At 54.5% G+C, this 22200-nt stretch carries 17 protein-coding genes; 9 read left to right on the top strand and 8 right to left on the bottom strand.

Annotated features, from left to right (window positions below; all coding sequences use genetic code 11):
- Position 1: 1 nt before the first annotated feature.
- The 3 genes from CRP01_RS13805 to CRP01_RS13815 form a co-directional block, all read right to left on the bottom strand.
- Positions 2-1288, bottom strand: a complete 1287-nt coding sequence (locus CRP01_RS13805) for a TIM barrel protein (RefSeq protein WP_099150638.1) — start codon at positions 1286-1288, stop codon at positions 2-4.
- 139 nt (positions 1289-1427) lie between these two features.
- Positions 1428-3533, bottom strand: coding sequence for a bifunctional aldolase/short-chain dehydrogenase (locus CRP01_RS13810; protein WP_099150639.1), 2106 nt, complete (start codon positions 3531-3533; stop codon positions 1428-1430).
- A gap of 98 nt (positions 3534-3631) precedes the next feature.
- Entirely contained in the window at positions 3632-3901 is a 270-nt protein-coding gene (locus tag CRP01_RS13815; protein ID WP_099150640.1) for a peptide methionine sulfoxide reductase, read from the bottom strand.
- Between the two features lie 96 nt (positions 3902-3997).
- On the opposite strand from CRP01_RS13815, the gene CRP01_RS13820 reads away from it, so the two are divergent.
- Positions 3998-6130, top strand: coding sequence for a M1 family metallopeptidase (locus CRP01_RS13820; protein ID WP_099150641.1), 2133 nt, complete (start codon positions 3998-4000; stop codon positions 6128-6130).
- 65 nt (positions 6131-6195) lie between these two features.
- On the opposite strand, the gene CRP01_RS13825 is transcribed toward CRP01_RS13820, so the two are convergent.
- Positions 6196-7035, bottom strand: a complete 840-nt coding sequence (locus CRP01_RS13825; RefSeq protein ID WP_099150642.1) for a carbon-nitrogen hydrolase family protein — start codon at positions 7033-7035, stop codon at positions 6196-6198.
- Between the two features lie 230 nt (positions 7036-7265).
- Positions 7266-8363: a DUF2911 domain-containing protein gene (locus CRP01_RS13830; RefSeq protein ID WP_099150643.1), complete on the bottom strand. Its 1098-nt coding sequence runs from the start codon at positions 8361-8363 to the stop codon at positions 7266-7268.
- A 108-nt stretch (positions 8364-8471) separates the two neighbouring features.
- Here CRP01_RS13830 and CRP01_RS13835 point away from each other — a divergent pair, with 108 nt between their 5' ends.
- Positions 8472-9470 carry a helix-turn-helix domain-containing protein gene (locus tag CRP01_RS13835; protein WP_099150644.1) on the top strand — a complete coding sequence of 333 codons (999 nt, stop codon included), beginning with the start codon at positions 8472-8474 and terminating at the stop codon, positions 9468-9470.
- 19 nt (positions 9471-9489) lie between these two features.
- On the opposite strand, the gene CRP01_RS13840 is transcribed toward CRP01_RS13835, so the two are convergent.
- A complete protein-coding gene (locus tag CRP01_RS13840; protein WP_099150645.1) occupies positions 9490-10341 on the bottom strand; it encodes an AraC family transcriptional regulator in 852 nt (283 codons plus the stop codon).
- 192 nt (positions 10342-10533) lie between these two features.
- On the opposite strand from CRP01_RS13840, the gene CRP01_RS13845 reads away from it, so the two are divergent.
- Positions 10534-11361, top strand: coding sequence for a phytanoyl-CoA dioxygenase family protein (locus CRP01_RS13845; RefSeq protein WP_099150646.1), 828 nt, complete (start codon positions 10534-10536; stop codon positions 11359-11361).
- Positions 11362-11397: 36 nt separating this feature from the next.
- Entirely contained in the window at positions 11398-12468 is a 1071-nt protein-coding gene (locus CRP01_RS13850; RefSeq protein WP_099150647.1) for an alcohol dehydrogenase catalytic domain-containing protein, read from the top strand.
- Between the two features lie 50 nt (positions 12469-12518).
- Here CRP01_RS13850 and CRP01_RS13855 read toward each other — a convergent pair whose 3' ends face one another.
- Complete coding sequence (locus CRP01_RS13855; protein WP_099150648.1) at positions 12519-13880, bottom strand: sulfatase-like hydrolase/transferase; 1362 nt, start codon at positions 13878-13880, stop codon at positions 12519-12521.
- Positions 13881-14026: 146 nt separating this feature from the next.
- Between CRP01_RS13855 and CRP01_RS13860 the strand changes: the two genes are divergently transcribed.
- From CRP01_RS13860 to CRP01_RS13870, 3 genes are all read left to right on the top strand, one after another.
- Positions 14027-14935 carry a hypothetical protein gene (locus tag CRP01_RS13860; RefSeq protein WP_143473383.1) on the top strand — a complete coding sequence of 303 codons (909 nt, stop codon included), beginning with the start codon at positions 14027-14029 and terminating at the stop codon, positions 14933-14935.
- A gap of 33 nt (positions 14936-14968) precedes the next feature.
- A complete protein-coding gene (locus tag CRP01_RS13865) occupies positions 14969-15643 on the top strand; it encodes a tetratricopeptide repeat protein (protein ID WP_170110365.1) in 675 nt (224 codons plus the stop codon).
- Between the two features lie 72 nt (positions 15644-15715).
- The gene (locus CRP01_RS13870) at positions 15716-17275 is read left to right on the top strand and encodes a M81 family metallopeptidase (protein WP_099150651.1); all 1560 of its coding nucleotides are present in this window, start codon (positions 15716-15718) and stop codon (positions 17273-17275) included.
- Positions 17276-17338: 63 nt separating this feature from the next.
- Here the strand turns inward: CRP01_RS13870 and CRP01_RS13875 are convergent, their stop codons facing one another.
- A complete protein-coding gene (locus CRP01_RS13875) occupies positions 17339-19456 on the bottom strand; it encodes a polysaccharide lyase 8 family protein (RefSeq protein WP_099150652.1) in 2118 nt (705 codons plus the stop codon).
- Positions 19457-19597: 141 nt separating this feature from the next.
- On the opposite strand from CRP01_RS13875, the gene CRP01_RS13880 reads away from it, so the two are divergent.
- Both CRP01_RS13880 and CRP01_RS13885 read left to right on the top strand, forming a co-directional pair.
- Entirely contained in the window at positions 19598-20401 is an 804-nt protein-coding gene (locus tag CRP01_RS13880) for an alpha/beta hydrolase (protein ID WP_099150653.1), read from the top strand.
- Between the two features lie 65 nt (positions 20402-20466).
- The gene (locus CRP01_RS13885; RefSeq protein ID WP_099150654.1) at positions 20467-22035 is read left to right on the top strand and encodes an AAA family ATPase; all 1569 of its coding nucleotides are present in this window, start codon (positions 20467-20469) and stop codon (positions 22033-22035) included.
- The last annotated feature ends 165 nt before the right edge of the window (positions 22036-22200 follow it).

Here is a 22200-nt window from a genome sequence, read left to right on the forward strand (position 1 = left end):
ATTACAAACCCGTTGCTACCGTTTTGGAACCTCTTTCCCGGATCAGGCTGTTGCGCACCTCCAGATCCCGGAACAATTTGAGCGGTTGCAGCGCTCCACCGTTGCGATGCCGGGCTTCGGCCACCAGGGCGCGCACATCCGTGCGGTAGGCGTCCTGCAGGATCTCCTGGCAGCTAACGGTATCGTTGCTTAGTTGGGCTTCATTCAGCGCTTTGCGGTCCACCAGCAGCGCCTGCGCGTAGGCGATCAGGATGGCCTCTACGGATTGTAAGAGATCTTCCAGTGGATCTTTGACGTTATGAGAAGCATCAATCATCCAGCCCAAGTCGGTGGTATGATCCATGCCGCGGGCGTCCATGCCTTCGATCAACTCGTTGAAGATCAGGAACAACTGGTAGGGTTTGATGCAGCCCACCGTTAGATCGTCGTCGCCGTATTTGCTGTCGTTGAAGTGGAAACCGCCGAGTTTGCCTTCCATCAACAGGAGCGCCACGATCTGCTCGATATTGGCGTTCGGCAAATGGTGACCGAGATCGACCAGGGTGTAGGCCTGATCACCGAGTTTGTTGGCGTACAGCAGGGACTGACCCCAGTCGCCGACCGTCATGGAATAGAAATTGGGTTCGAATGCTTTGTACTCCACGAACATTTTCCACTGTTCAGGCAAAGCTCCATAGATCTCCTGCAGACTTTCGTAGGTATTCTGGAATGCCCGGCGGAAATTCAGTTGCCCCGGAAAGCTGGAACCATCGGATAGCCAGACCGTGATGGCATCCGATCCCAGCGCTTCGCCGTATTTGATCACGTCAATATTGTGAGCGATCGCCTGCTCCCGGACGGACTTGTCCACATGCTGCAGACTACCGAATTTGTAGGACAGTTTCTGATCGGCCTGATCCTGGAAGGTATTGGAATTGACCGCATCGAAACGCAGGTCCAGCGAATCGGCCAGTTGCTTGATGGCCTGAGCATCTTTGGGAATATCCCAGGGAATGTGCAGGGAAATGGCCCCGCTGGCCCGGTTGAGGGCGTGCAGCATGCCCACGTCCTCGATCTTTTCCTCCAGACTGCGGGGTTCGCCGCCGCCGGGGAAGCGACCGAAACGGGTGCCGCCGGTACCGAGTGCCCAGGATGGGATAGCGACCTGAAATGCGCCGATCTTCTGGATCAGGGCATCGGTATCGATGTCTTTTTTGTCCAGTTGCAATTGCTGGAAGGCAAAAGCTTCCCGGTGTTCCTGTTGCAACTGTTCGTGTTGCTTTGCTATATCTTGTTGTTGGATCTTCATCTTGCTCGTTTTAAAAAAGGGGCTGAAAAACGGGACATACGGCATCCCTTATTCCAGGACCGTTACAGGATTGTAAAAAGTAGGCGTGTATTACCGGGGCCGGCGGAGTAGTACGCCCGCCGGCCCGGTATGGAATTTATTATCGTACAAAGGCAGTCGCCATACCTCCGTCAACATTCAGCGTATTTCCGGTACTTTTATCCAGGATACCGACAAAAGCGAAAACGCCGTTGGCGATATCGTCCGGATAGATGATCTCGTTGAGCAGGTTGCGCTTGGCGTAGAATGCCGGCAGTTCCTCCACGGTGATCCCGTAAGCTTTGGCGCGTCCTTCGGCCCATTCGCCTTCCCAAATCTTACTGCCCACGATCACACCGTCCGGATTGACGGTATTCACCCGTATCTTGTCCGCAGCCACTTCGGCCGCCAGCAAACGGGTCATGTGTTGCTGGGCCGCTTTGGCCGTACCGTAGCCGATGTTGTTCGGACCGGCTACCAGACCGTTCTTACTGGCGATATTGATGATATCCCCGCCGATGCCCTGCTTGCGCATGACGGCCACTCCGGCCTGACTCATCAGGAATTGTCCCTTCACCAGTACATTTTGCAGAATGTCCCAGTCCTTCAGTGTGGTGGATTCAATCGGCTTGGAGATGGCCAGACCGGCGCTGTGCACCACGATATCTACCCCACCGAAAGCCAGGCAGGCCTTGGCAAAGGCGCTCGCTACGGATTCCGCATCCGTCACGTCACAAACGGCGTAGGCGGAAACGTCCCGTCCGAAAGTTGCGTCGGCTTCCTGCAGGCGGTCTTCGGCAATGTCGGTCAACACTACACAGGCGCCTTCCGCCGCCAGTTTGTCGGCGATCGCTTTACCAATACCCCCTCCCGCGCCGGTGATGATGGCTACCCGGCGAGACAGTGGTTTCTCTTTCGGCATCCGCTGCAGTTTTGCTTCTTCCAGCAGCCAGTATTCGATATTGAAGGCCTCCTGCCGCGGCAGGGCGGTATATTCGGAGATGGCCTCCGCACCGCGCATCACATTGATGGCGTTGATGTAAAATTCGGCCGATACCCGAGCCGTCTGTTTGTTCTTGGAGAAGGTGAACATGCCCACTCCCGGATAAAGGATCACTACCGGGTTGGGATCGCGCATAGCCGGGCTGTTCGGGTGTTTGCAGGTCTCGTAGTATTCGGCGTATTCCTTGCGGTACTGGGCAAAAGCCGGTTCGATCTGTTCTTTCACTTTATCGGGATCGGACAGATCCGCGTCGGGAGCAATGTTCAGTACCAGCGGCTGGATCTTGGTCCGCAGGAAGTGATCCGGACAGGACGTACCGAGCGGAGCGAGTTTGGAGAGGTCGTTGCTGTTGATGAACTGCAACACGCGCTCATCGTCGGTAAAATGGCCGACCATCCGGGCGTGGCTGGAACACAGCCCACGCAGTACCGGCGCCAGCAATGCCGCCTGATCCTTGCGGGCAGCGCCGCCCAGGCTTTCGATCTTCTGACCGCCGAATACCGGTCCACCTTCTGCCATCTTATCTTCGATGTACTGAGCGGCCGTTTCGATCACCTGCAGGCTGTTCATGTAGCATTCGTAGGCAGTGTCGCCCCAGGTGAACAGACCGTGGCTACCGAGCACGATGCCCCGAATACCCGGATTTTCATTTAGACATTTTTCCAGTTGCAGCCCCAGGTCAAAGCCCGGACGCTGCCAGGGCACCCAACCCATGGTATCGCCCCAGATCTCTTTGGTAACCGCTTCGCTGTCCTTAGCGGCGGCGATTGCGATCAGGGCATCCGGGTGCAGGTGGTCAATATGTTTGAACGGCAACAGGCCGTGTAAAGGCGTATCAATGGACGGAGCCGCGCTATCCAGATCATAGAGGGTGTGCAACTGCAGGGCCACCATTTCGTCCTCGTGCTCGATCCCCCGGTAACGGTTTTTCAGATCGTGCAGCTTGTTCACGTGCAGAGCCGCTACGCCCTTGCGGGTGAGCGTGCCGATGTCGCCACCGGAGCCCTTGATCCACATCACTTCGGTATCTTCACCGGTGAGCGGGTCTTTTTCAATGGTCTTGCAGGAAGTGTTTCCACCGCCGTAGTTGGTTATGCGAAGGTCAGCACCCAGAATATTGGAGCGATATAGGAACAAACCGACTTCATCCCCTTCCAGGGCAGCGGCTTTCTTTTCATCCCATAGGTAATCTACATGGCTAAAGGTTTGGACGGTACTACTCATCGTTTTGTTTTTTATTTTTCCCAAAGATAGGACCTTCCGGAGGGAAAAGAATTCTGTACCGTTATGCTTTCCGGCATTTTTTTATTTCCGGCGGTTTGCTAGTCTTCCTTCCCGTTAGGCAAAAAACGCATGTGGGATAAGAAATCCAGCACTTTCCGTTCGGGCATTTCGCAGGGTTTCAGATAAGTATGATCACTGGTCAGATAATAGTTGAAACTGATGAAGTCCGTGCCGCCCAGTTCGCGGGCGAATACTTTGATGCTTTTGCCTCCGGCCAGGTTTTCCCGGGTGAGGCTGTAGCGACGCTCCCGGTACACTACTTCGGAGTAGCCCGTCGGGATCTCCCGAATGATTGCTGCAAGGTCCAAATAATCTGTCTTTAGATCATCAATTTAGGTTCTTTGGTCCAAACCTTCCAAATTTGCCAACTGAATTTTCCTATTTTGCATGAAAACTCCACCATCATGAAGCATACGATTACCACCTTACTCTTTTTACTTATTCTGGTTCAATGGACGGCGCTCGGCGCTCAGGAGAACCGTTTTTTTATGCCCAGTGAGATCGCTGCAGCCTACGAGAACGGAACCCGCTCGTACGACGGCAAACCCGGCCAGAAATACTGGCAGAATACCGTAGACTACGACATCGACGTAGCGGTAACCCCATCGGAAAAGAAACTGGAGGGATCCGAAAAAGTAGTTTATTACAATAATAGTCCGGATGCCCTGAACCGCATTGTGATCCGATTGTACCACGATCTTTTCCGGGAAGCCAATCCCCGGGCCTATCGCGTCAGTCCCGACGACATCACCCAGGGCGTGGAACTGACCAAAATTACGATCGACGGTACGGACTACGATCCGGCGAACGGCCGGCAGGTCCGGCGCAGCGGTACCAATACCATCATTCAGCTGCAGGAGCCGCTCGCAGCGGGCGCCAGCCTGGAAATGAACATTGACTGGGCCCAGCAGGTACCCGAAACGACCATCCGCACCGGTGCCTACGACAGTACCAGTTTCTTTATGGCTTACTGGTATCCCCAGGTAGCAGTATACGACGATGTATTCGGCTGGGATGATCTGACTTATGATTTCTCGGCGGAATTCTATAATAACCTCGGCAATTACGATGTCCGCATCACCGTACCGGACAACTTTACAGTTTTGTCTACGGGAGTACTGCAAAACGCCGGGGAGGTACTGGCCGAGGACAGTTACGAACGTTACCAGCAGGCCAAGACCAGCACGGATCCGGTTGTGATCGTGAGCCCGGAAGACGTAGCCGGTGATTTTCACCACCGCTCCGGCACCTGGCATTACAAGGCCGAAGAAGTATCCGATTTCTCCTTCGCGCTCAGCGATCATTTTAGTTGGGATGCCGCCAGTCAGGAAGTAGACGGCCGGCAGGTACTGATCAGTTCCTTTTATCCCGCCGATGGAGCGGAAGCCTGTAAAATGGTGACGCCGAACCAGCAGAAAACCATGAAATATTTCTCGGAGAGCATGCCCGGCATTCCCTATCCCTATCCGGAATTTACCACCTTTGTTTCCTCCATCCGCGGCGGTGGCGGTATGGAAACCCCGATGATGGCCAATAACGGCGGTCCGGGGCTCGGCGTTACCGTCCACGAGATGTTCCATACCTACTTTCCCATGTACGTGCGGACCAACGAAAAACGCTACGCCTGGATGGATGAAGGATGGGCTGATTTCAATACTTCCTATGTGGTCAAACGGTATTTCCAGGAAGATCAGGGCCTGCTGTTCGGTGACGTCAGTGGCGGCGTGGTCAGTACGCTCGGTACCATCAGTGATCTGCCATTGATCACTTCCACGCAGTTTACCGACGGCACCAACTACGGCTACTCGGCCTATCCGCTGCCGGCCTTCCTCTACACCACCCTGCACCATCATCTGGGCGAGGAAGTGTTCCTGCGTTGCTACCGGGAATACATCCGGCGCTGGGCGAAAAAATCACCGACACCCTACGACTTCTTCTATACCTTCGAGAATGTTTCCGGGCAGGATCTTTCCTGGTTCTGGAAGCCCTGGTTTTTCGAATTCGGCACCGTGGATGTGGAACTGACGTCCTATAAGAACGGTAAACTGAGTATTAAAAATAACGGCAATCGCCCCGTTCCGATCGTGGTCAATGTAAAATACCAGGACGGTAGCACCGAAGAAATAACCGCCGGCGCCGGTGCCTGGAAAGCCGATCGTACCTACCAGATGAAAATCCCGAGAAAGAAGGAAGTAACGGATATTACGGTTGGCAACGGCATTCCGGACGCAAAGCCACTTGATAATATTTATCCCAGTCTCCGGCAGCAGTACGCCGATTTCAGTATCCCCGCCGATATTACGGGTACCTACCACATCGCTGCCTTCCAGGCCGATATTTTTGTGGAAAAGAAGGATAATTTCCTCTATCTGCGGGTACCGGGAGCGGGACTGCGCATGTACCTGAAGCCCAAATCCGCTACCGAGTTCAGCAGCCTGGACGGCAGTGTCGATTTTAAATTTGATGCCGAAGCGGGCAAGTACCGGGCCGTCAATTTTCAGTACTACGGATACGATATCACAGGCGAGAAAAGGTAATTGTTCCCGCCTGCCGCAGCTATAGGTCCTATATTTAGATCTCCAGGTAAAGACGGAATACGTCTTTATCTGGAGATCTTTAGGATCTGCAGATCACTATCCCGGTCCGCCAGTTTGACCAACACCTTCCCGGTGGCATCCACCGCCAGACTTTGACCGCCGTAAACATAACCGGCCCAGGGTCCTTTGGATATCTCTCCTACCAGATCCGTTCCCACTACGGTCGTTTTTACTTTTTTCCCGGTATTGACCACCACTGCTTCCAGTTCATTCGCGTGTTTCGGCCAGCGATCTTCGTGCTCGGCCCAGCCGTAGGGAATGAGCAGCAGGTCGGGTGCCAGTTCTGCCATTTCAGCGACCAGCTCTTCCAGGAAGGTATCCGCACAGATCATCATCCCGATCCGCCCGAATTTCGTATCTACTACCTGCACTCCCGAACCCGGCGTGTAGGGCGGGTCCATCAATTCCGACAGGATATTGTTCTTGCGGTGCTTGAGTAGTATTTCCCCCTGATCATCGATCAGAACGGCCGAATCATATAGCTGATCACCATCTTTTTCACCCAGGCCGATTGCGATGAATACGCCGTATTGCCGGGCTAATTCTCCTAATCTTTCCGTATCCGATCCGGGGATGGGAAAGGCCCTTTCGTGGGCATCGGGGTTTACCCAGCCGAGGATGGCCATTTCCGGAAAGCAAACGATATCCGCGCCCTCCGTTTTGGCCCGGATCAGGGCGTTTTCAATACGACGAAAATTCCCGGAACGGTCTCCGTCGAGGCAAAAGATCTGGGCAATGGCAATACGCAGCGACATGTTTTCAGCAGTATCGGTTTGGGTGGCAGGCCCCGTCTGGCAGGCCAAAAAGGCAAACAGCAAAAGTAAGGTGCAGGGCTTCCGGTACATAATCTGGATTTAATTCCCAAAATAATAAAGCTGTATCAGATTTCGCAGCCTGCCCCTTTTTTACTTAACTCAAGTTGCGAACTTGAATTGTAGAGAGCAGATGGGAGAGCGTAGAAAGACTGCAACCGTTAAAATGAGCGATTTTGTTCCATTCTAACGATAGTTAATCCCTCTACTCTATACCCTCTACCTAAGTTGCTTCGCAACTTAGATTACTTAACTAATCCCACTTACGGTATCTGATAGGTTCCCGCTTTTATTGCCTCCATGATCTGCCCAATGCGATCTTTCATGTAGGACGGAGTATTCGCTCGTTCCCGAATGGCATTCAGGCCGGTGATTGCTGAGTCGAGATCCCCCAGGAAATAATCCGCTACCGGGATATTGAGGGCCAGAAACCAGGCATCCGGGTGTTTTTTCTGGCCGTGGCGAAGGAAGTTCTTGCAGGCAGTATAGGCTCCCGCTTTCAGCAAGGTCCGTCCAAAGTTGAAGATCTGACCCGCATCGGTAGTCGCCAGGGTCTTCGCTTCCTCCAGCAGAGGTTCGATCTCGTCCGTACGGCCCAGGGCGGCCAGGAGTTCTACTTTAGTGCCGAGATTGCTTAGGTTCTTATTGGCCGCAAAACCGCCGAAACCACCGTTGATCGAACGATCCGCCCAGCTGAGCGCTTCTTCCAGGTTGTATTGATGATCCAGACACCAGCGCGCCGCGTCGTTCCAGGCTTCCCAGCGGTTGGTGTTCTCGCCGCGGAGTTCGTAATGCAGTTGGGCCAGAACGGTACTGTTCAGATCCACCGTCACGGTGAAGGGCACCTTGAGCTCGCCCCATTCCAGCGCAACCACGATGGTGGAATCCGTCCGTTCCCCGAATTCATAACTCAGATATTCGCGAAACGCCCCTTTCCCGACCGTCAGGTCAATCCGTTGAAAAACATCCTCATCCTGGAGGTAATAACTTCCCCAGAGGTTATCCTGTTGGGCCAGGATGAGCGTCCATTTCCCGTCCCGGTGGGGAATGAAATGCAGGCCGTAACTCCCGGCCGGGATCGCATTCCCCTCCACCTCCACATCGGTAGAGAACTGAATGCGGGTATTGAGATTGGCCCCGGCGCGCCAGGCTACCGGCTCTCCCTCGAAGGGGATCACCTGCGTAAGCAGATCCCGGCCCCGGACGGCCGGTGCGGAATACTCCATAGTGATCTCTGTAATTCCCAGGGTTTGGGTTTCCACTACTTTCGGACTGGGCTGCGGCAGCGTCAGGGTGTGAAACTGCGCCGGAAGCGTAATGGTATGCAGGAAGAGCCCCGCGAGTAATAAATATCTGAGCATTTGTTGTTATTTTTGTTCTGCTTCAAAAAACGGTGATTTTCAAGACGAGCCACGCAAAAAATACCTTTCGAACATCCGGATTCGAGGAATCCGAATAAATTTGAGCGTATGGAAGTCTGGAAAATGGCCATTGCCTTAGGCTGTGGGATCGCCGTTGCCCAATCTCTTTTTCTTGGAATCTATCTCTTGCACCGGGACCGCAATCCCGGCGTTCCCAATTTTTTTCTAGGCCTGCTGCTGACCGGTCTTGCCTTTCGGATCGGAAAATCCCTGTTTTACTACCTGGCCCGTCCGCTGGCTATTTATGGTGTAGCTCTGGGCGCTGCGGGTCTGTGGGCAATCGGGCCGGCCTTGTGGCTGTACGTTAAATCCGGAAAAGAGCAGGGCGTTAGCAAATGGGATTATCTGCACTTCTTGCCCAGTCTGATCCTGCTTATTTTAGGTTGGTCATTCAACATGCACATGCTCGTACCGGCTTACCACTGGGGCACCTATCTGCTGGGCGTTTATCTACTGGCCAGCTGGTTGCTTTCCCGTAGCGGGCAGTGGGCCGGGCATCCGCAACGTTTCCAGGTGTTTTTCGGGGCGGTCATCGTGGTGTGGAGTACGTTTCTGTGGCAGGTTCGGGGTGGGTCAATCCAGCAATACGCGCTGGGCGGGCTGATCGCCTGCATCGTCCTCTATGTAATCAATTTTCTGATCCTTACCGATCAATCGCTGCTGAAATGGCCGGCCTCCCCCCGAAAATCCATTCGGGAGCCGGCAGCCGAAGAGATCACAATGGCCCTGGACCGTCTTTTCCGGGAAGAAAAGATCTATCGCCGCAAGGGGCTCACCCTGGCCCAGGTAGCCGAAGCGCTGGATAAACCTGCCTATCTTATTTCCCAGACCATCAACCAGCACCACGGTCTGAAATTCAATGAATTTGTCAATCAATACCGGATCGGAGAAGTAAAAGAACTGTTGCAGGATACGGAGTTGAACTATACGATCGAAGCCCTGGCCGATGAAGTGGGCTTTTCCAGTACGTCCTCTTTTTATACGGCCTTTAAAAAGGTGGTTCGGCTCACGCCGCAGCAATTCCGCCGGTTGGAAATGGAAATTTAACCTACGTTCTCAGCGCCGGCTAGGGCTTCCGGTACTCGCGGGGAGCCATGCCTTTTTTGCGCAGGAACATACGGTTGAAATGCGTGGTGCTGTTGAAACCCGCCGCAAAGGCGATCTCGCTGATGTTCTTTCGGGTCTCGGTCAGCAACTGGCAAGCCCGGGCGATCCGCAGGTCCGTCAGATAATCTGACAGGGAACGCCCGACCATTTTTTTGAAAAAGCGGGAGCAGGAACTCTCGGTCATGTGGGCCAGTTTGGCCACCTCCTGCAGACTGATCGGCCGGGTAAATTCGCGGTGTAGCAACTGAAAGATCCGGTCCAGGCGGGCTTCGTTTTCGCGGCTGTAGGAAGGTGCATACAGAGGTGAGGCCAGTAAGGTAAATTCCGGGATTGTGGCCAGCCGGTCCAGAATGAGCAACAGGCGAGCCAGCCGTTGCATGCCGGAAAAGCGTAAGAGGTCATCCATCGCAGCCCCGATCTCACTGGCCGGTTCGTAAGGAAAATAGATACCGCGTCCGGCCTTTTTCAACAGGCGGTGCAGGTTCTGATATTCCGGCAATTGGTCGGATCCGTTACCGAGTAAACCGGCATTAAACTGGATGACAATAGCACTGGCAAGTCGCTCCGTACCATCAACCGGATTCCGCGTGGCCCAGGTGTGCGGCAGATTAGGGCCCAGCAGGACCAGGTCTCCGGCCCCGAATTCGGATAAGCGATCGCCCACCAGACGGGTACCACTCCCCTGCCGGATGTAAGTCAATTCCACTTCCGGATGGTAATGCCAGTTGAAGGCAAATTCGGGTTCTTCCCGCCGGTAGGCCAGAAAGGAAGCATCGGACGCTTTAGGTATGGATTCAAAAGCCGCTTTCATAGGAAGTGAATTCGCTGTCCTAAAATTACACGATATGCCTCAAAATTCCACCAAGTGTCGCAATTAGAGACAAAATACGGGCAATTTCAGCGAAAATACGTTTAGGTACTCCTGGCACTGACTGGTAAATTTGTTCTATCTTTCAACAAAACGGCCCGCTCCATTTTAGAGAAGGCCAAAATGCACCCAAATATGGCAACCACAGCGATCAATCTGGAAGTACTCGATCAAACCTACCAACTTAATGAGGATCAGATCGACTTTTACCGCGAAAATCAGTTTATAAAACTTAAACAGGTACTGCCCGCCGAGATCCTGGAATATTTCGGCACGGTGATCTCCGAAAAAGTGCAGGAGCTGAATACCATGCACGTCCCGCTGGAGGAACGTGATACCTACAACAAGGCCTTCCTCCAGATTATGAACCTCTGGACGAAAGACGAAACGGTAAAACAACTGGTGTTCAGCAAACGGCTGGCCGGGATCGCTACCCAATTGATGGGCGTTGAAGGCGTGCGTTTGTACCACGATCAGGCACTGTTCAAAGAACCCGGCGGCGGTTTCACGCCGTGGCACGCGGATCAATATTACTGGCCACTCTCCAATGACAACACGGTTACCGCCTGGATCCCGATGCAGGAAACTCCGCTGGAAATGGGGCCACTCGAATTCAGTGCAAAAAGTTACCTCCTGCAGGGTGGTCGCGATCTCAAGATCAGCGATGACAGCGAGCGCGTCATTTCCAAAAAACTGCGCCTTAACGATTTTCAACAGGTCGTTGAACCTTTCGATATCGGCGAGGTCAGCTTTCATTCCGGCTGGGTTTTCCACCGGGCCGGCGCCAACACCACCGACCGGATGCGACAGGTGATGACCGTGATCTATATGGACCGGGACATGCGCCTGAAAGCCCCCGAAAATAACAACCAACAACTGGATTGGGATACCTGGTGCCCGGGCGCCACGATCGGTGAAGTGATCGATACGCCGATCAATCCCGTACTATATTCCAAATCTTAAAGCTTTTTTACCAAACTCCGTTCACAACCATCACCTATGCAGACCCAAGCCGCGGTAACCACCGGAGACGGTGCTTTTTCCATCACGACCATTGAGGTTGGCCGGCCCCAGCCCCACGAAGTTCTCGTAGCCGTTAAGGCCGCCGGGATTTGCCATACCGACTGGGATTCCATCCGCTGGGGAAGGACCATGGTGCTGGGCCACGAAGGCGCGGGCGTAGTGGAAGCCGTCGGTGAGGCGGTTACCCACGTCAAGGCCGGCGATCCCGTATTACTGAACTGGGCAATACCCTGTGGCGACTGCTTCCAATGCCGACACGGCAACTATTCGATTTGCGAAGATGACCACAATCCCCATTCCGGCAGTACCCGCTGGCAGGGTAAGCCCATCGATCGTTCTTTTGCCCTGGGTACCATGTCCGGACATACCATTGTCAAAAAGGAGGCGGTAATCCCCATCGAGGTGCCTATCGATTTTGCGGCAGCCGCTATTGTGGGTTGTGGCGTCATGACCGGCTACGGTTCGGTGGTCAATGCGGCCGGGGTCCGGGCGGGATCTGCGGTGGTGGTGATCGGCTGCGGCGGGGTCGGGCTCAACGTGATCCAGGGTTCTCGCATCGCCGGAGCGGAAAAGATCATCGCCATCGATCTGAAACCCGGACGGCTGGAGATGGCCCGGCAGTTTGGGGCCACCCACCTCATCCAGGCCGAAAAAACGGACCGCGACCTTTCCGGGGCGCATACCCAGGTGAAGGCCCTGACGGAGGACAGAGGTGCCGATTATGCCTTTGAATGTACCGGCGTCCCCGCTTTGGGCGCTACGCCCCTGCTGATGGTCCGCAATGCCGGAACGGCGATTCAGGTCAGCGGCATCGAGGAAGACCTCACGATTGATATGAACCTCTTCGAATGGGACAAGGTCTACCTCAACCCACTTTACGGAAAATGTAATCCCACCATTGATTTCCCCCGCCTTTTCCGGCTTTACCAGAAAGGAGACCTGCTCCTGGACGAACTCGTCACCCAAACCTATCCACTGGATCAACTGGAACAGGCTTTCCAGGATATGCTGGATGGAAAAAATGCTAAAGGGGTACTCGTGTTTTAACTGCGGCCGACCTAACCTGCCGTCCAATCACGGTACAATACTCCTGACGATCAATTTCCACCCTGGTGCGGCGGAACCCACCAGTCATCCACCAGCTTTTTGATGCGAGTAACCTCTTCCGACCGCTCTTCCGCCAGATTCTCCCGTTCGAACGGATCTTGGGACAGATCGAATAATTCCACCGGGCTATCCGGCATATTGGTCGTGTCCGGTAGCAGAAGTTTCCAGGGGTATTCAAGACCGATCCGGTACTGAAGGCTTTGCGTGGGGCGGTCCGTATTCTGGATATCGTGCTCGTAGGCCTCGGCAAACAATGCCCGGCGGGCGGTAAGCGCGGCCCGGTCCAGTACGTTTACGCCCGGCAATTTTTCGTCCGGTGCCAGTTCACAGGCCGCCAGGATGGTCGGTACAATATCGATACTGCTCGCCTGCGTGACCGTATCCATAAGCGGCTCAATTTTACCCGGCCACTTGAACATCAGCGGGGTGCGGATCCCCCCTTCGTAGGGCGACCTTTTGGAACGGGCGGCGTAGCGATTGGGCTGATCCGGTTCCTGGATCCAGCCGTTGTCACAAACGTAGACCACCAGGGTCTCTTCGGATATATTCTGCTCGTCCAGATAATTGATCAGATCACCACAGGTCTGATCGAACCATTCGCACATGGCCCAGTAGCGAGCAATGGCCGGCGTGGGCGCCAGTGCCAGGTATTTTTCCTCCAGCTCCTGTGGGGGCGTATGGGGAGCGTGGGGCAAAAAGGGCGCGTACCATACGAAAAACGGCTGATCCAGCGAATCGGCTTCTTCGATGAAGTTATAGATCGGCTCCAAGCCTTCCCGGCCAATCGTAAGGCCTTCATCACCGTGTCGGCCGCCTCTGGCCGGATCCCCGTGCGTCATGCCCCGGGAGAAATGCCCATCTTCGTAAGAGCCCATCCACCATTTGCCGGTTTGCAGGCTGAGGTAATTCAGTTCTTCCAGGCGCTGGGTAAGTAAAGGATGGCTTTTAAACGATTCGATGATCTGATCGAATCGGGCGCGGCGATCGGCCTGCCATTCCGGGCTATAGCGTTTGCCCTCAAATTCAAACAGGGGATCATTGCCCGTCACCCCGTGCTGGTGCGGATAGAGGCCGGTGATAATGGACGCCAGCGACGGACAACAGAGAGGCGCCGTCACATAACCACGGGTAAAAGTGAGCGATTCGGCGGCGAGACGATCCAGGTGCGGCGTTTCGATCTGTTCGTGGCCGGTGAAACCATAATCATTCCAGGCCTGATCGTCGGAGATGATCAACAGGATGTTGGGAGGCCGGCTAGCCTGTTCCTCTTTCTCTTCGGTTTGACAGGCAGTGCAGAAACAGAGACCCAGGAATGCCAGTGCCAGGGTGCGAAAAATGTTTACGGAAACCATACGATAGTTTTGCTGGATTGAAAATAGCTGATCTGACTTACAAAAATGGGACGAAAATTGTAACGCCCCGCCTGACAATCATCCATTTGCCTGTGAATTGAGTATGCCCGCTAAAATTCACGATATTAGGCCGAAAATTACCACTTATGAGCGTCCAGCTTCGTCGACATGCTATCTGTACCCTACTACTTTTACTTTGCCTTAGCCCGTTTCTCCAGGCCCAACACGGCCACGGAGATCACGGATCGGAAGGAATGCCGGATGGATACGAATCCCCGATCAAACTGTTCCGGAGTGCACTGGGCGAGCACAACTGGCAGATTACGACCAGCGATACCCTGGCGCAGGCCTATTTCAAACAGGGTCTGCAGTGGAAATATGCCTTTGCCGTAAACGAAGCCGCCCGCTCTTTCCGCGAGGCCCGCACCATCGATACCCTTTGTGCGCCCTGTTACTGGGGCGAAGCCTGGGCCCTGGGTTCCTACCTCAACGAACCCATGAATGAAGCCAAAGCGCCCATGGCCCTGCACGCGATCCGCAAGGCGGTCGAACTGGCGCCACAGCACGCCAATGCTACGGAGCAGGCCCTCATCCAGGCGCTGAGCCAGCGGTACATCGAAAATTTCGTACCCGATGAACGCGGAGCCCAGGATACCGCCTACGCCGAAGCCATGGCCCGGGTATACGAACAATTTCCGGATCAGCACGAAGTGGCGACGGTTTACGCCGAAGCGCTTTTCCTGCTGGAACCCCGCCGGGGTACCCGGGACATCGAAGATCCCGATGTCAAAAAGATCCACCGCATTCTGGAAAAGGTACTGGACGAAAACCTGCAGCACCCGGGGGCCTGTCACCTGTACATCCACGCTACCGAGTCGACCGAACGGCCGGATCTGGGGGAAAGTTGTGCCGCTTTCATCAGCAGTGCCATTCCCGGGGCCAGTCATATTAATCACATGCCCTCGCATACCTACAACGAAGTGGGTCGCTGGGGCGAATCCGTCCGCGCCAATCTGGAAGCCTGGCATACGGATCAAAAAGCCAAGATCGATTAGGGCGTGGCCATCTATCCTTCCCATAATCTGCAAATGTTGTATTATTCGGCCTCTTTTGATGGCCAGGGAGCCATTGCCATTCAGGCTGCAAAAGATTTTGCACGCCTTACCGGCAACACCATGCACCAGGTGCTGGCGCTGGTCCGCTTCGGGCGTTTTGACGAGATCCTCGAGATCGATAATCGGCCTGGAGGGGATATTCCCGGCGGGATGTGGGATTTTGCTCAGGGCTACGCCCACCTGCGCAAGCATGAGGCTGATTTTGCCGAACTCTACCTGCGGCGCGTCCGGGTCGTTGCGGACACCTCCGAGGCCAAATACCGCGGACACCCGGCCGCCCACATCCTGGGAGTGCTGGCCGGCATCCTGGAAAGTGAGATCCAAAGGGACAGCGGCGATCTGGACGGCGCGATCACTACCCTACGCGCCACCGTCGAACTGGAAGACCAGATGCAGTACGATGAACCCGAACCAATGCCTTTCGACTCCCGTCACTGGCTGGGAGCCGCCCTGATCGAGGCGGAGCAATACGCGGAAGCCGAGACCGTTTACCGCGCAGAATTGGAAGATCATCCCCGCAACGGCTGGTCTCATTTCGGTCTGATACAGGCCCTCAGTAAGCAAGGCAAAGACACTACGGAAGTCCGGCAGCAGTACGCAGAAAGCTGGGCCCGGGCGGATCACTGGATCCAGTCTTCCCGCTTTTAGGGAAAACCAGCGGTGAACCGCCGAAGTCAACCATCATTATCTTTTGTAAATCGACAAACAGTGAGAAAAAACATGAAAAGAATATTGTTTAGCCTTTTGGTCCTGAGCACCGTTTTTGCCTGCAACCCAACCGAAACCGAAGATCAGGCGCTGCCGCGTATCGCTATTGCCGGTCTGGCCATTGAGTCCAGTACCTTTTCTCCGGCCCAGAGCACCGAGGAAGCGTTTCACGCCCGGGTGGGTGAGGATGTATTTTCCTTTTATCCCTTTTTGTCTCCCGATTCACTGAACCGGGACCGGGCGGAGTGGGTGCCTACCATCCGGGGGCACGCGCTGCCGGGTGGTATTGTTACCCGCGAAGCCTACGAATCTCTGGTGACGAAAACCCTCGATATGCTGCGGGAAAACGGTCCGTACGACGGCCTCTTTTTTGACATCCACGGCGCTATGAGCGTAGTCGGACTGGACGATCCGGAAGGAGATTTCATTGTCCGGGTGCGGGAAGTGATCGGTACGGAACCGCTTATTTCCACCTCCATGGACCTGCACGGCAACGTTTCACCGCGCCTGGCCCGGCATTCCGACCTGATCACCTGCTACCGGATGGCGCCGCACGAAGATGCCATTGAATCGAAAAAGCGGGCGGTCGACAATCTGCTAGAACGACTGGAAAGCGGTAAAGACAAACCGCCTTACAAAGCCTGGATTCCCGTTCCGATCCTGCTGCCCGGAGAAAAGACCAGTACACGGGTAGATCCCGGTAAAAGCCTTTACGCCAAAGTCGCTCCGGCCGCCGATCAGGAAGGAGTGGTGGACGCCGCCATCTGGGTGGGCTACGCCTGGGCGGATGAGCCGCGCAACCACGCCGTGGTAATGGTCACCGGCGACGATCAGGAAAAAGTGAGCAGCACGGCGGAAGATCTGGCCAGGAGTTTCTGGGAAGTTCGTAATGAATTCGAGTTTGTAGCACCGACCGCAACTTTGGAGGAAAGTCTGGCCATGGCCCTGGCCAGCGACAAACGTCCGTTCATGATCAGCGATATGGGCGACAACCCCACGGCCGGTGGTGCGGGAGATGTAACCTGGACCCTGACGGAAATTCTGGCCCGGCCGGAATTTAAATCGGCCGACGGTCCATCGTTGATCTATGCTTCTATCCCCGGTCCGGAACTGGTCGAAAAGGCAGTGGCTGCCGGTGTAGGCGGTCAGGTAGACGGACTGGCCGGTGCCGCCATTGATGATCGCTTTGCTCCCCCGGTTCGCTTAACGGGTAAGGTAGAAGCGATCGAGCACGGAGATCAGCACGCCGAAACGGAGGTGGTGGTCAAAGTGGGCAGCGTGCACGTCATTGTGACCAAAAAACGCAAACCTTACCACAAGGAAGCTGATTTTACCCGTTTGGGACTCAATCCACGGGAAACCGATATCGTGGTGGTGAAGATCGGCTACCTGGTGCCCGAGCTGTTCGATATGCGCGCGGACTGGATCATGGCCCTCACCCCGGGTGGTGTCGATCAGGATCTGGAACGACTGGGGTACAAGCGCATCAAACGCCCGATGTTCCCGCTGGATAAGGACATGGAAGATCCCGATCTGAGCGCACAGATGATCCCTCTGTCGGATGCGGAATAAGGCCTAACGGCCAGCCGGCGGCACTACCTTTTCAATCTTAGAAATACGTAGTGCCGCCGGCTTTTACCAGCTGAGTTGTACACTACTGCCCGCGAGTTCGCCGGTGGGTAGCGTAATCTGTTCGGCAAACAACGCTTTCCCTTTTTTCCCTTTGATGATTAGGTTGATGGCCGATAGTTTCGCCGTAGGGTCACTGATGGAAATGGTTCGCTTCCGGTGGTTGATCAATAACAAACAGGGGTGATCCACCCGCACTTCCAGTTTTCGGCCCAAATTTAGTTTCCCTTCTGTGTGGAAAGCGATGGCGGTCAGGCCCAGTTTATCGTGGGTAACGGCCTGTAACTCATCCGTATTAAAGTGTATGGTGAGCGGCAGCTTACGGCTGTACGTCTCTACCTGTTTTGCCGAAATACCGGGCACGACGATGTAAGCATATCGATCCTTTTCCGGTTGCACCCCGTGATCGACCCACAGTGAGAATACCGACTCGCGGAAGATCGTATCGGCGCCCAAACCGAATATTTTCTGCAACGGGGCGCTTTGCTCATGGGCTTGTACCATTACTTCCTTCCCTTTGGGAAAAATGTAGGCGACCTCATCGTGCCAGACCCAGCGGGTATTTGACATTGCCTGTTCTGCACCGGCAAAAGCCCGTCCGTCTACCAGTACATCGCCCCGCATTAGAGCCTGGTTAACTCCGGTTACAATAGGAACCTCCTCCTCGGACCGAATACCGGCGCCCAGGGCAACCCATTCCCGATCGAACCAGAACCAGGATTTTTTGGCCCGGGTATTTTTTACATCCAGATCCATGCTGGAGAGACCGTAGGTACCGTCGCTCACACCACCGACAAATTGCGTTTGCTGGGTGCTTTTACCGCTACTGCTGAATTCCCGGTGCGGACTGGTCACCCCCGGCAGCCTTGCCCAGTCCCAGACCGGGAAAATTGCTTTGTACTCGTCGCCCCGCCGGTAGATATAAGTGAGGCCGTACGGCAGGTAATATCCATACAGGTTTTCAGAATTGACGTCCATTTCCATGCCCACGGTGCGTTCCGAACACATTTTCAGCGAAGTGAAGTAGGCCGGTCGGTGGTGAACAGTATAGTCTGACCGCCAGAAGTGCCGGTTACCGCTTAATTCCTGGGGCTGATTTTCCATAATTTTTTCCTTCGCTTCCGAATACTGATCGCGGTGCTCCGGATCGGCCAGCATCATGCGGTCGAGCTGAGTGGTGATCTTCAGGGCTCCCAGATCCAGATTGGCCGAACGTCCGACCTGCCGGCCGCGAACGTTGTAATCCAGCAATCGCCCCCGCACCATCCAGCGGGTACCCTCCATAAAATAATCCCGCAGGATTTTGATCTGGTCTTGGGAGAAAGCGTAATCCGTACCCCGTACAATGGAGGCGAGCCAGGAGGTTTCCCGCAAAAAGTTGTGTCCGTAGCTGCCGTTGTAGATAAACGCGCCGTGCTGGTGGAAGCTGTAGTCCGGCTGGATGCCCTCCGCGGTCGTAATCGCTACCGGCTCCTTGACGCCCTGGACGCCCGCTCGGATCCGCTCTTTATTCCCTTCGATCACACCCCGGTAGAAAACGGATATGGAAAGCAATGTCTTATTCGAGCCCGTCATGCGGGGCGCTTCGGTCAGGTCATTAACGATTTTACCCAGCAGTTCTGGAGCAATATCCCCCTGCAATAAGAGGGCAATGACGTTGAAGTAGAATTGCTTGGCGATCTCGTTTTTGTACCAGTTCCGGCACCGGGGATTTACGGTGTACCAATAATTCAGGGCTTGTTTTATGCCATCCAGTATTGCCGGATCCTGATAAGCAGCAGTACCCTCCCGGTAATAGTCATAGGTCATGACCAGGATCCGGTCCAGTGCCCGAAGCGGGTCCCACTCGTTATCCGTGTCCCCGTAGTCGACGTCCGGCCAGCGCCCGCTTTCATCCATTTGGGCGAGGTAGGCCTCACCACTACCAAAGTCGGAGATAATGTACTGCTGGGTACTCACCGTAAAGCCGCGCTGCTCCAGCGCATCTTCGATCAACCGCTCGCGCAGCAACTCGATCTCCGTATCCGGAAGCGCACCTTCTGCGGCCCGGGCGGGGTTGCCGGGAAAAGCCAGGCAAAGAGCAAAAAATATCATTTGAAGTACCGTGGCAATGCGACTAGGCATATCTTTGGGATAATTTGATTTTCAAATACCGTTATTTAGGGCTGAGTTCTTAGGGCCGATCCGGGATCACCGACCACTGACGGATGGCCCCTAAGAGATCAGCATTCCCGTTAATTCATCCTGCAACGCAACCATCCGGCCATGTCCAGTTTTCGAACCATTGAAGTATCCGATCCCCGTTTTGAGCGGGACGGCTTGCGCCATATTACCGTAAAAAGCCCGCATCTGAAAAGTCGGGGAGACATCAGTCTGTTTGTACCTTCCGGCCTCTCCAAACCAACGACCCTGCCGACCCTCATCCTGCTGCACGGCGTCTACGGCAGCCACTGGGCCTGGTCGCTGAAGGGCGGAGCTCACCTCACTGCACAGGCCCTGATCGACAGCGGAAAGATCCCTCCCCTACTCCTAGCCATGCCCTCCGACGGCCTTTGGGGGGACGGTAGCGGATACCTCCCGCACTTACAAGCGGATTTTGAAAAATGGATCATGGATGACGTACCGGCGGCAGTAGCAGCGGCCTGCCCACACGTGGGGCCCGATTCGCCCCTGTATATCGCCGGCCTGTCCATGGGCGGTTGGGGTGCCCTGCGGCTGGGCGCGCGCTATCCCGACCGTTTTGAAGCCATCTCCGCCCATTCGGCCATTACCCGCTGGTCGGAAATGAAGGATTTCGTGGAAGAAGATATCGATCGCATCCCAATCCCGGATACGGAGCGTACCGCTTTTCAACTTTTGCAGGCCAGTCGCGCCCAACTCCCACCCCTGCGTTTCGATTGCGGCCGGGAAGATCCCCTCCTCCCCGGCAACCGCCTGCTGCACCAGCAACTAACGCAAGCCGGCATTCCCCATCACTACGAAGAATACCCGGGCGGTCACGAATGGCCCTACTGGGAAAAGCATTTGGAAGAATCCCTGATTTTTTGTACTAGTGGCAGAACCACTTAAGCGGCAGAACCACTAAACAATCTTCCCGGCTCGTAGTTGTTATTGTAAGCTTAATCCATAATGATATGTCCTCGACCATAACTGATATTCATAAGGTCCGCTCCCATACGAAAACGCTGCTGGAAAGTCTCTGCAAGGGGCTCTACGAACGGGAGGAAGCCATGCGGCTGTCGCTGCTCAGTGCGGTAGCCGGCGAAAGCATTTTCCTGCTGGGCCCTCCGGGCGTGGGCAAAAGTCTGATCGCCCGGCGGCTGAAGTATGCTTTCCGGGATGGGACTTCTTTTGAATACCTGATGAGTAAATTCAGTACGCCGGACGAGATCTTCGGGCCGGTATCCATCAAAAAGCTGAAGGAGGAGGATAAATACGAGCGCCTGACGGACCGCTATCTGCCCAGCGCCAATATCGTTTTCCTGGATGAGATCTGGAAGGCCGGGCCGGCCATACAGAATGCACTGCTGACCATTCTGAATGAGAAGATCTACCGCAACGGTGGTGAAGATATTAAAGTGGATATTCGCGGGATCATTACGGCATCTAATGAATTGCCGCCGAAAAATTCGAGCCTGGATCCCATTTGGGATCGATTTCTGCTCCGGCTGGAGGTGGGTAACATCCGAAAGTTCCGCAACTTCCTGGATATGATCACGGATGTGAGTGATGTGTACGAAGATGATGTGCCGGATACCGTGAAACTAACCCAGCAGCAACTCGACGACTGGAGTCGCGAGATCGATGCCGTCGAACTACCGGCTGAGGTGCTCAACACCATTCAGGTGACTAAACTCAAACTGGATGAACACAATACCCGCACCGCCGGGGGCAGCCATCCCGTTATTGTGCACGACCGGCGTTGGAAGAAGATCGTTCGTCTAATGCGAACGTCGGCTTTTCTCAACGGTCGCAAAGCCGTCAATCTGATGGACTGCTTCCTGATGATCCACTGTCTGTGGAGCCATCCGGAACAGAAGGATAAGGTGCAGGAGATCATCACCGAGGCCGTGCGCCAACATAGCTACACGATGGCGGTCAACCTACAGATGGTCAAACAGGAGGCGGAAGATTTTGAGAACGATGTGGATCGGGAGATCAAGATCCGCCATACGGTCAGCGAGGAACAACTGATGCCCATCGATGACGAGTACTTTCAGCTGAATAAGGATGATAATCGCTTCGAAGGCATTTACGTACCGATCAAACAGTACCGCAATCTGAAGATCGGGGAAGCGGAAGTCGTCAACTTCTACGATAAGGACAAAAACCTTGTCAATCGCCTCAAAGCGGAAAAGAGTACCGAAGAGCACACCATCGAGGTCTATTACAATTCGGTGCGCTTCACCTACCCGCTGCGCACCCGCAAGGCCGAACGCACGGAGGTGATCATGAAGCCGCCCCACGAGATCGTACAAAAACACTGGGACGAAAGGCACCAGCGACTGATGTCCTACATCGACGCCCAACTGGCCAAAATGGAAGAAGGGAAACCCGCCGAAATGAGTGATCTGCAGGATAACCTGTTTGTGAACCAGGATTTCAGTGAAGTGGTTCTCAGTAATTTCCGGGAGGTAGCGGAAAGTTTGCAAAGCATCCGGCTGCGTTTGGAGCAGTTGCAGTATACTTATACGAATGTTTAAAAGTGTTTGTATGTGTTGAAGTGTTGAGGTGGGAATGTGTTAAGGTTGTAAGGCGCTAAACGTTGGTTGGTAATACAATTCGAAGATTATGTTCATAGCCAGGTTTTCCTCATCTTGTTAATGTTATCAACCTTTGGACCATTACATATCACAATAAGCCAATTA

The sequence above is a fragment of the Flavilitoribacter nigricans DSM 23189 = NBRC 102662 genome (assembly GCF_002646595.1).
GTDB lineage: Bacteria > Bacteroidota > Bacteroidia > Chitinophagales > Saprospiraceae > Flavilitoribacter > Flavilitoribacter nigricans.

Excerpts from the sequence above, each read along its gene's own strand:
- CRP01_RS13875 (WP_099150652.1), bottom strand. The coding sequence starts at position 19,456 with ATGCCTAGTCGCATTGCCACGGTACTTCAAATGATATTTTTTGCTCTT.
- CRP01_RS13865 (WP_170110365.1), top strand. The coding sequence starts at position 14,969 with ATGTTGTATTATTCGGCCTCTTTTGATGGCCAGGGAGCCATTGCCATT.
- CRP01_RS13805 (WP_099150638.1), bottom strand. The coding sequence starts at position 1,288 with ATGAAGATCCAACAACAAGATATAGCAAAGCAACACGAACAGTTGCAA.
- CRP01_RS13835 (WP_099150644.1), top strand. The coding sequence starts at position 8,472 with ATGGAAGTCTGGAAAATGGCCATTGCCTTAGGCTGTGGGATCGCCGTT.
- CRP01_RS13870 (WP_099150651.1), top strand. The coding sequence starts at position 15,716 with ATGAAAAGAATATTGTTTAGCCTTTTGGTCCTGAGCACCGTTTTTGCC.
- CRP01_RS13820 (WP_099150641.1), top strand. The coding sequence starts at position 3,998 with ATGAAGCATACGATTACCACCTTACTCTTTTTACTTATTCTGGTTCAA.
- CRP01_RS13885 (WP_099150654.1), top strand. The coding sequence starts at position 20,467 with ATGTCCTCGACCATAACTGATATTCATAAGGTCCGCTCCCATACGAAA.
- CRP01_RS13845 (WP_099150646.1), top strand. The coding sequence starts at position 10,534 with ATGGCAACCACAGCGATCAATCTGGAAGTACTCGATCAAACCTACCAA.
- CRP01_RS13810 (WP_099150639.1), bottom strand. The coding sequence starts at position 3,533 with ATGAGTAGTACCGTCCAAACCTTTAGCCATGTAGATTACCTATGGGAT.
- CRP01_RS13830 (WP_099150643.1), bottom strand. The coding sequence starts at position 8,363 with ATGCTCAGATATTTATTACTCGCGGGGCTCTTCCTGCATACCATTACG.
- CRP01_RS13850 (WP_099150647.1), top strand. The coding sequence starts at position 11,398 with ATGCAGACCCAAGCCGCGGTAACCACCGGAGACGGTGCTTTTTCCATC.
- CRP01_RS13860 (WP_143473383.1), top strand. The coding sequence starts at position 14,027 with ATGAGCGTCCAGCTTCGTCGACATGCTATCTGTACCCTACTACTTTTA.
- CRP01_RS13880 (WP_099150653.1), top strand. The coding sequence starts at position 19,598 with ATGTCCAGTTTTCGAACCATTGAAGTATCCGATCCCCGTTTTGAGCGG.
- CRP01_RS13825 (WP_099150642.1), bottom strand. The coding sequence starts at position 7,035 with ATGTACCGGAAGCCCTGCACCTTACTTTTGCTGTTTGCCTTTTTGGCC.
- CRP01_RS13840 (WP_099150645.1), bottom strand. The coding sequence starts at position 10,341 with ATGAAAGCGGCTTTTGAATCCATACCTAAAGCGTCCGATGCTTCCTTT.
- CRP01_RS13855 (WP_099150648.1), bottom strand. The coding sequence starts at position 13,880 with ATGGTTTCCGTAAACATTTTTCGCACCCTGGCACTGGCATTCCTGGGT.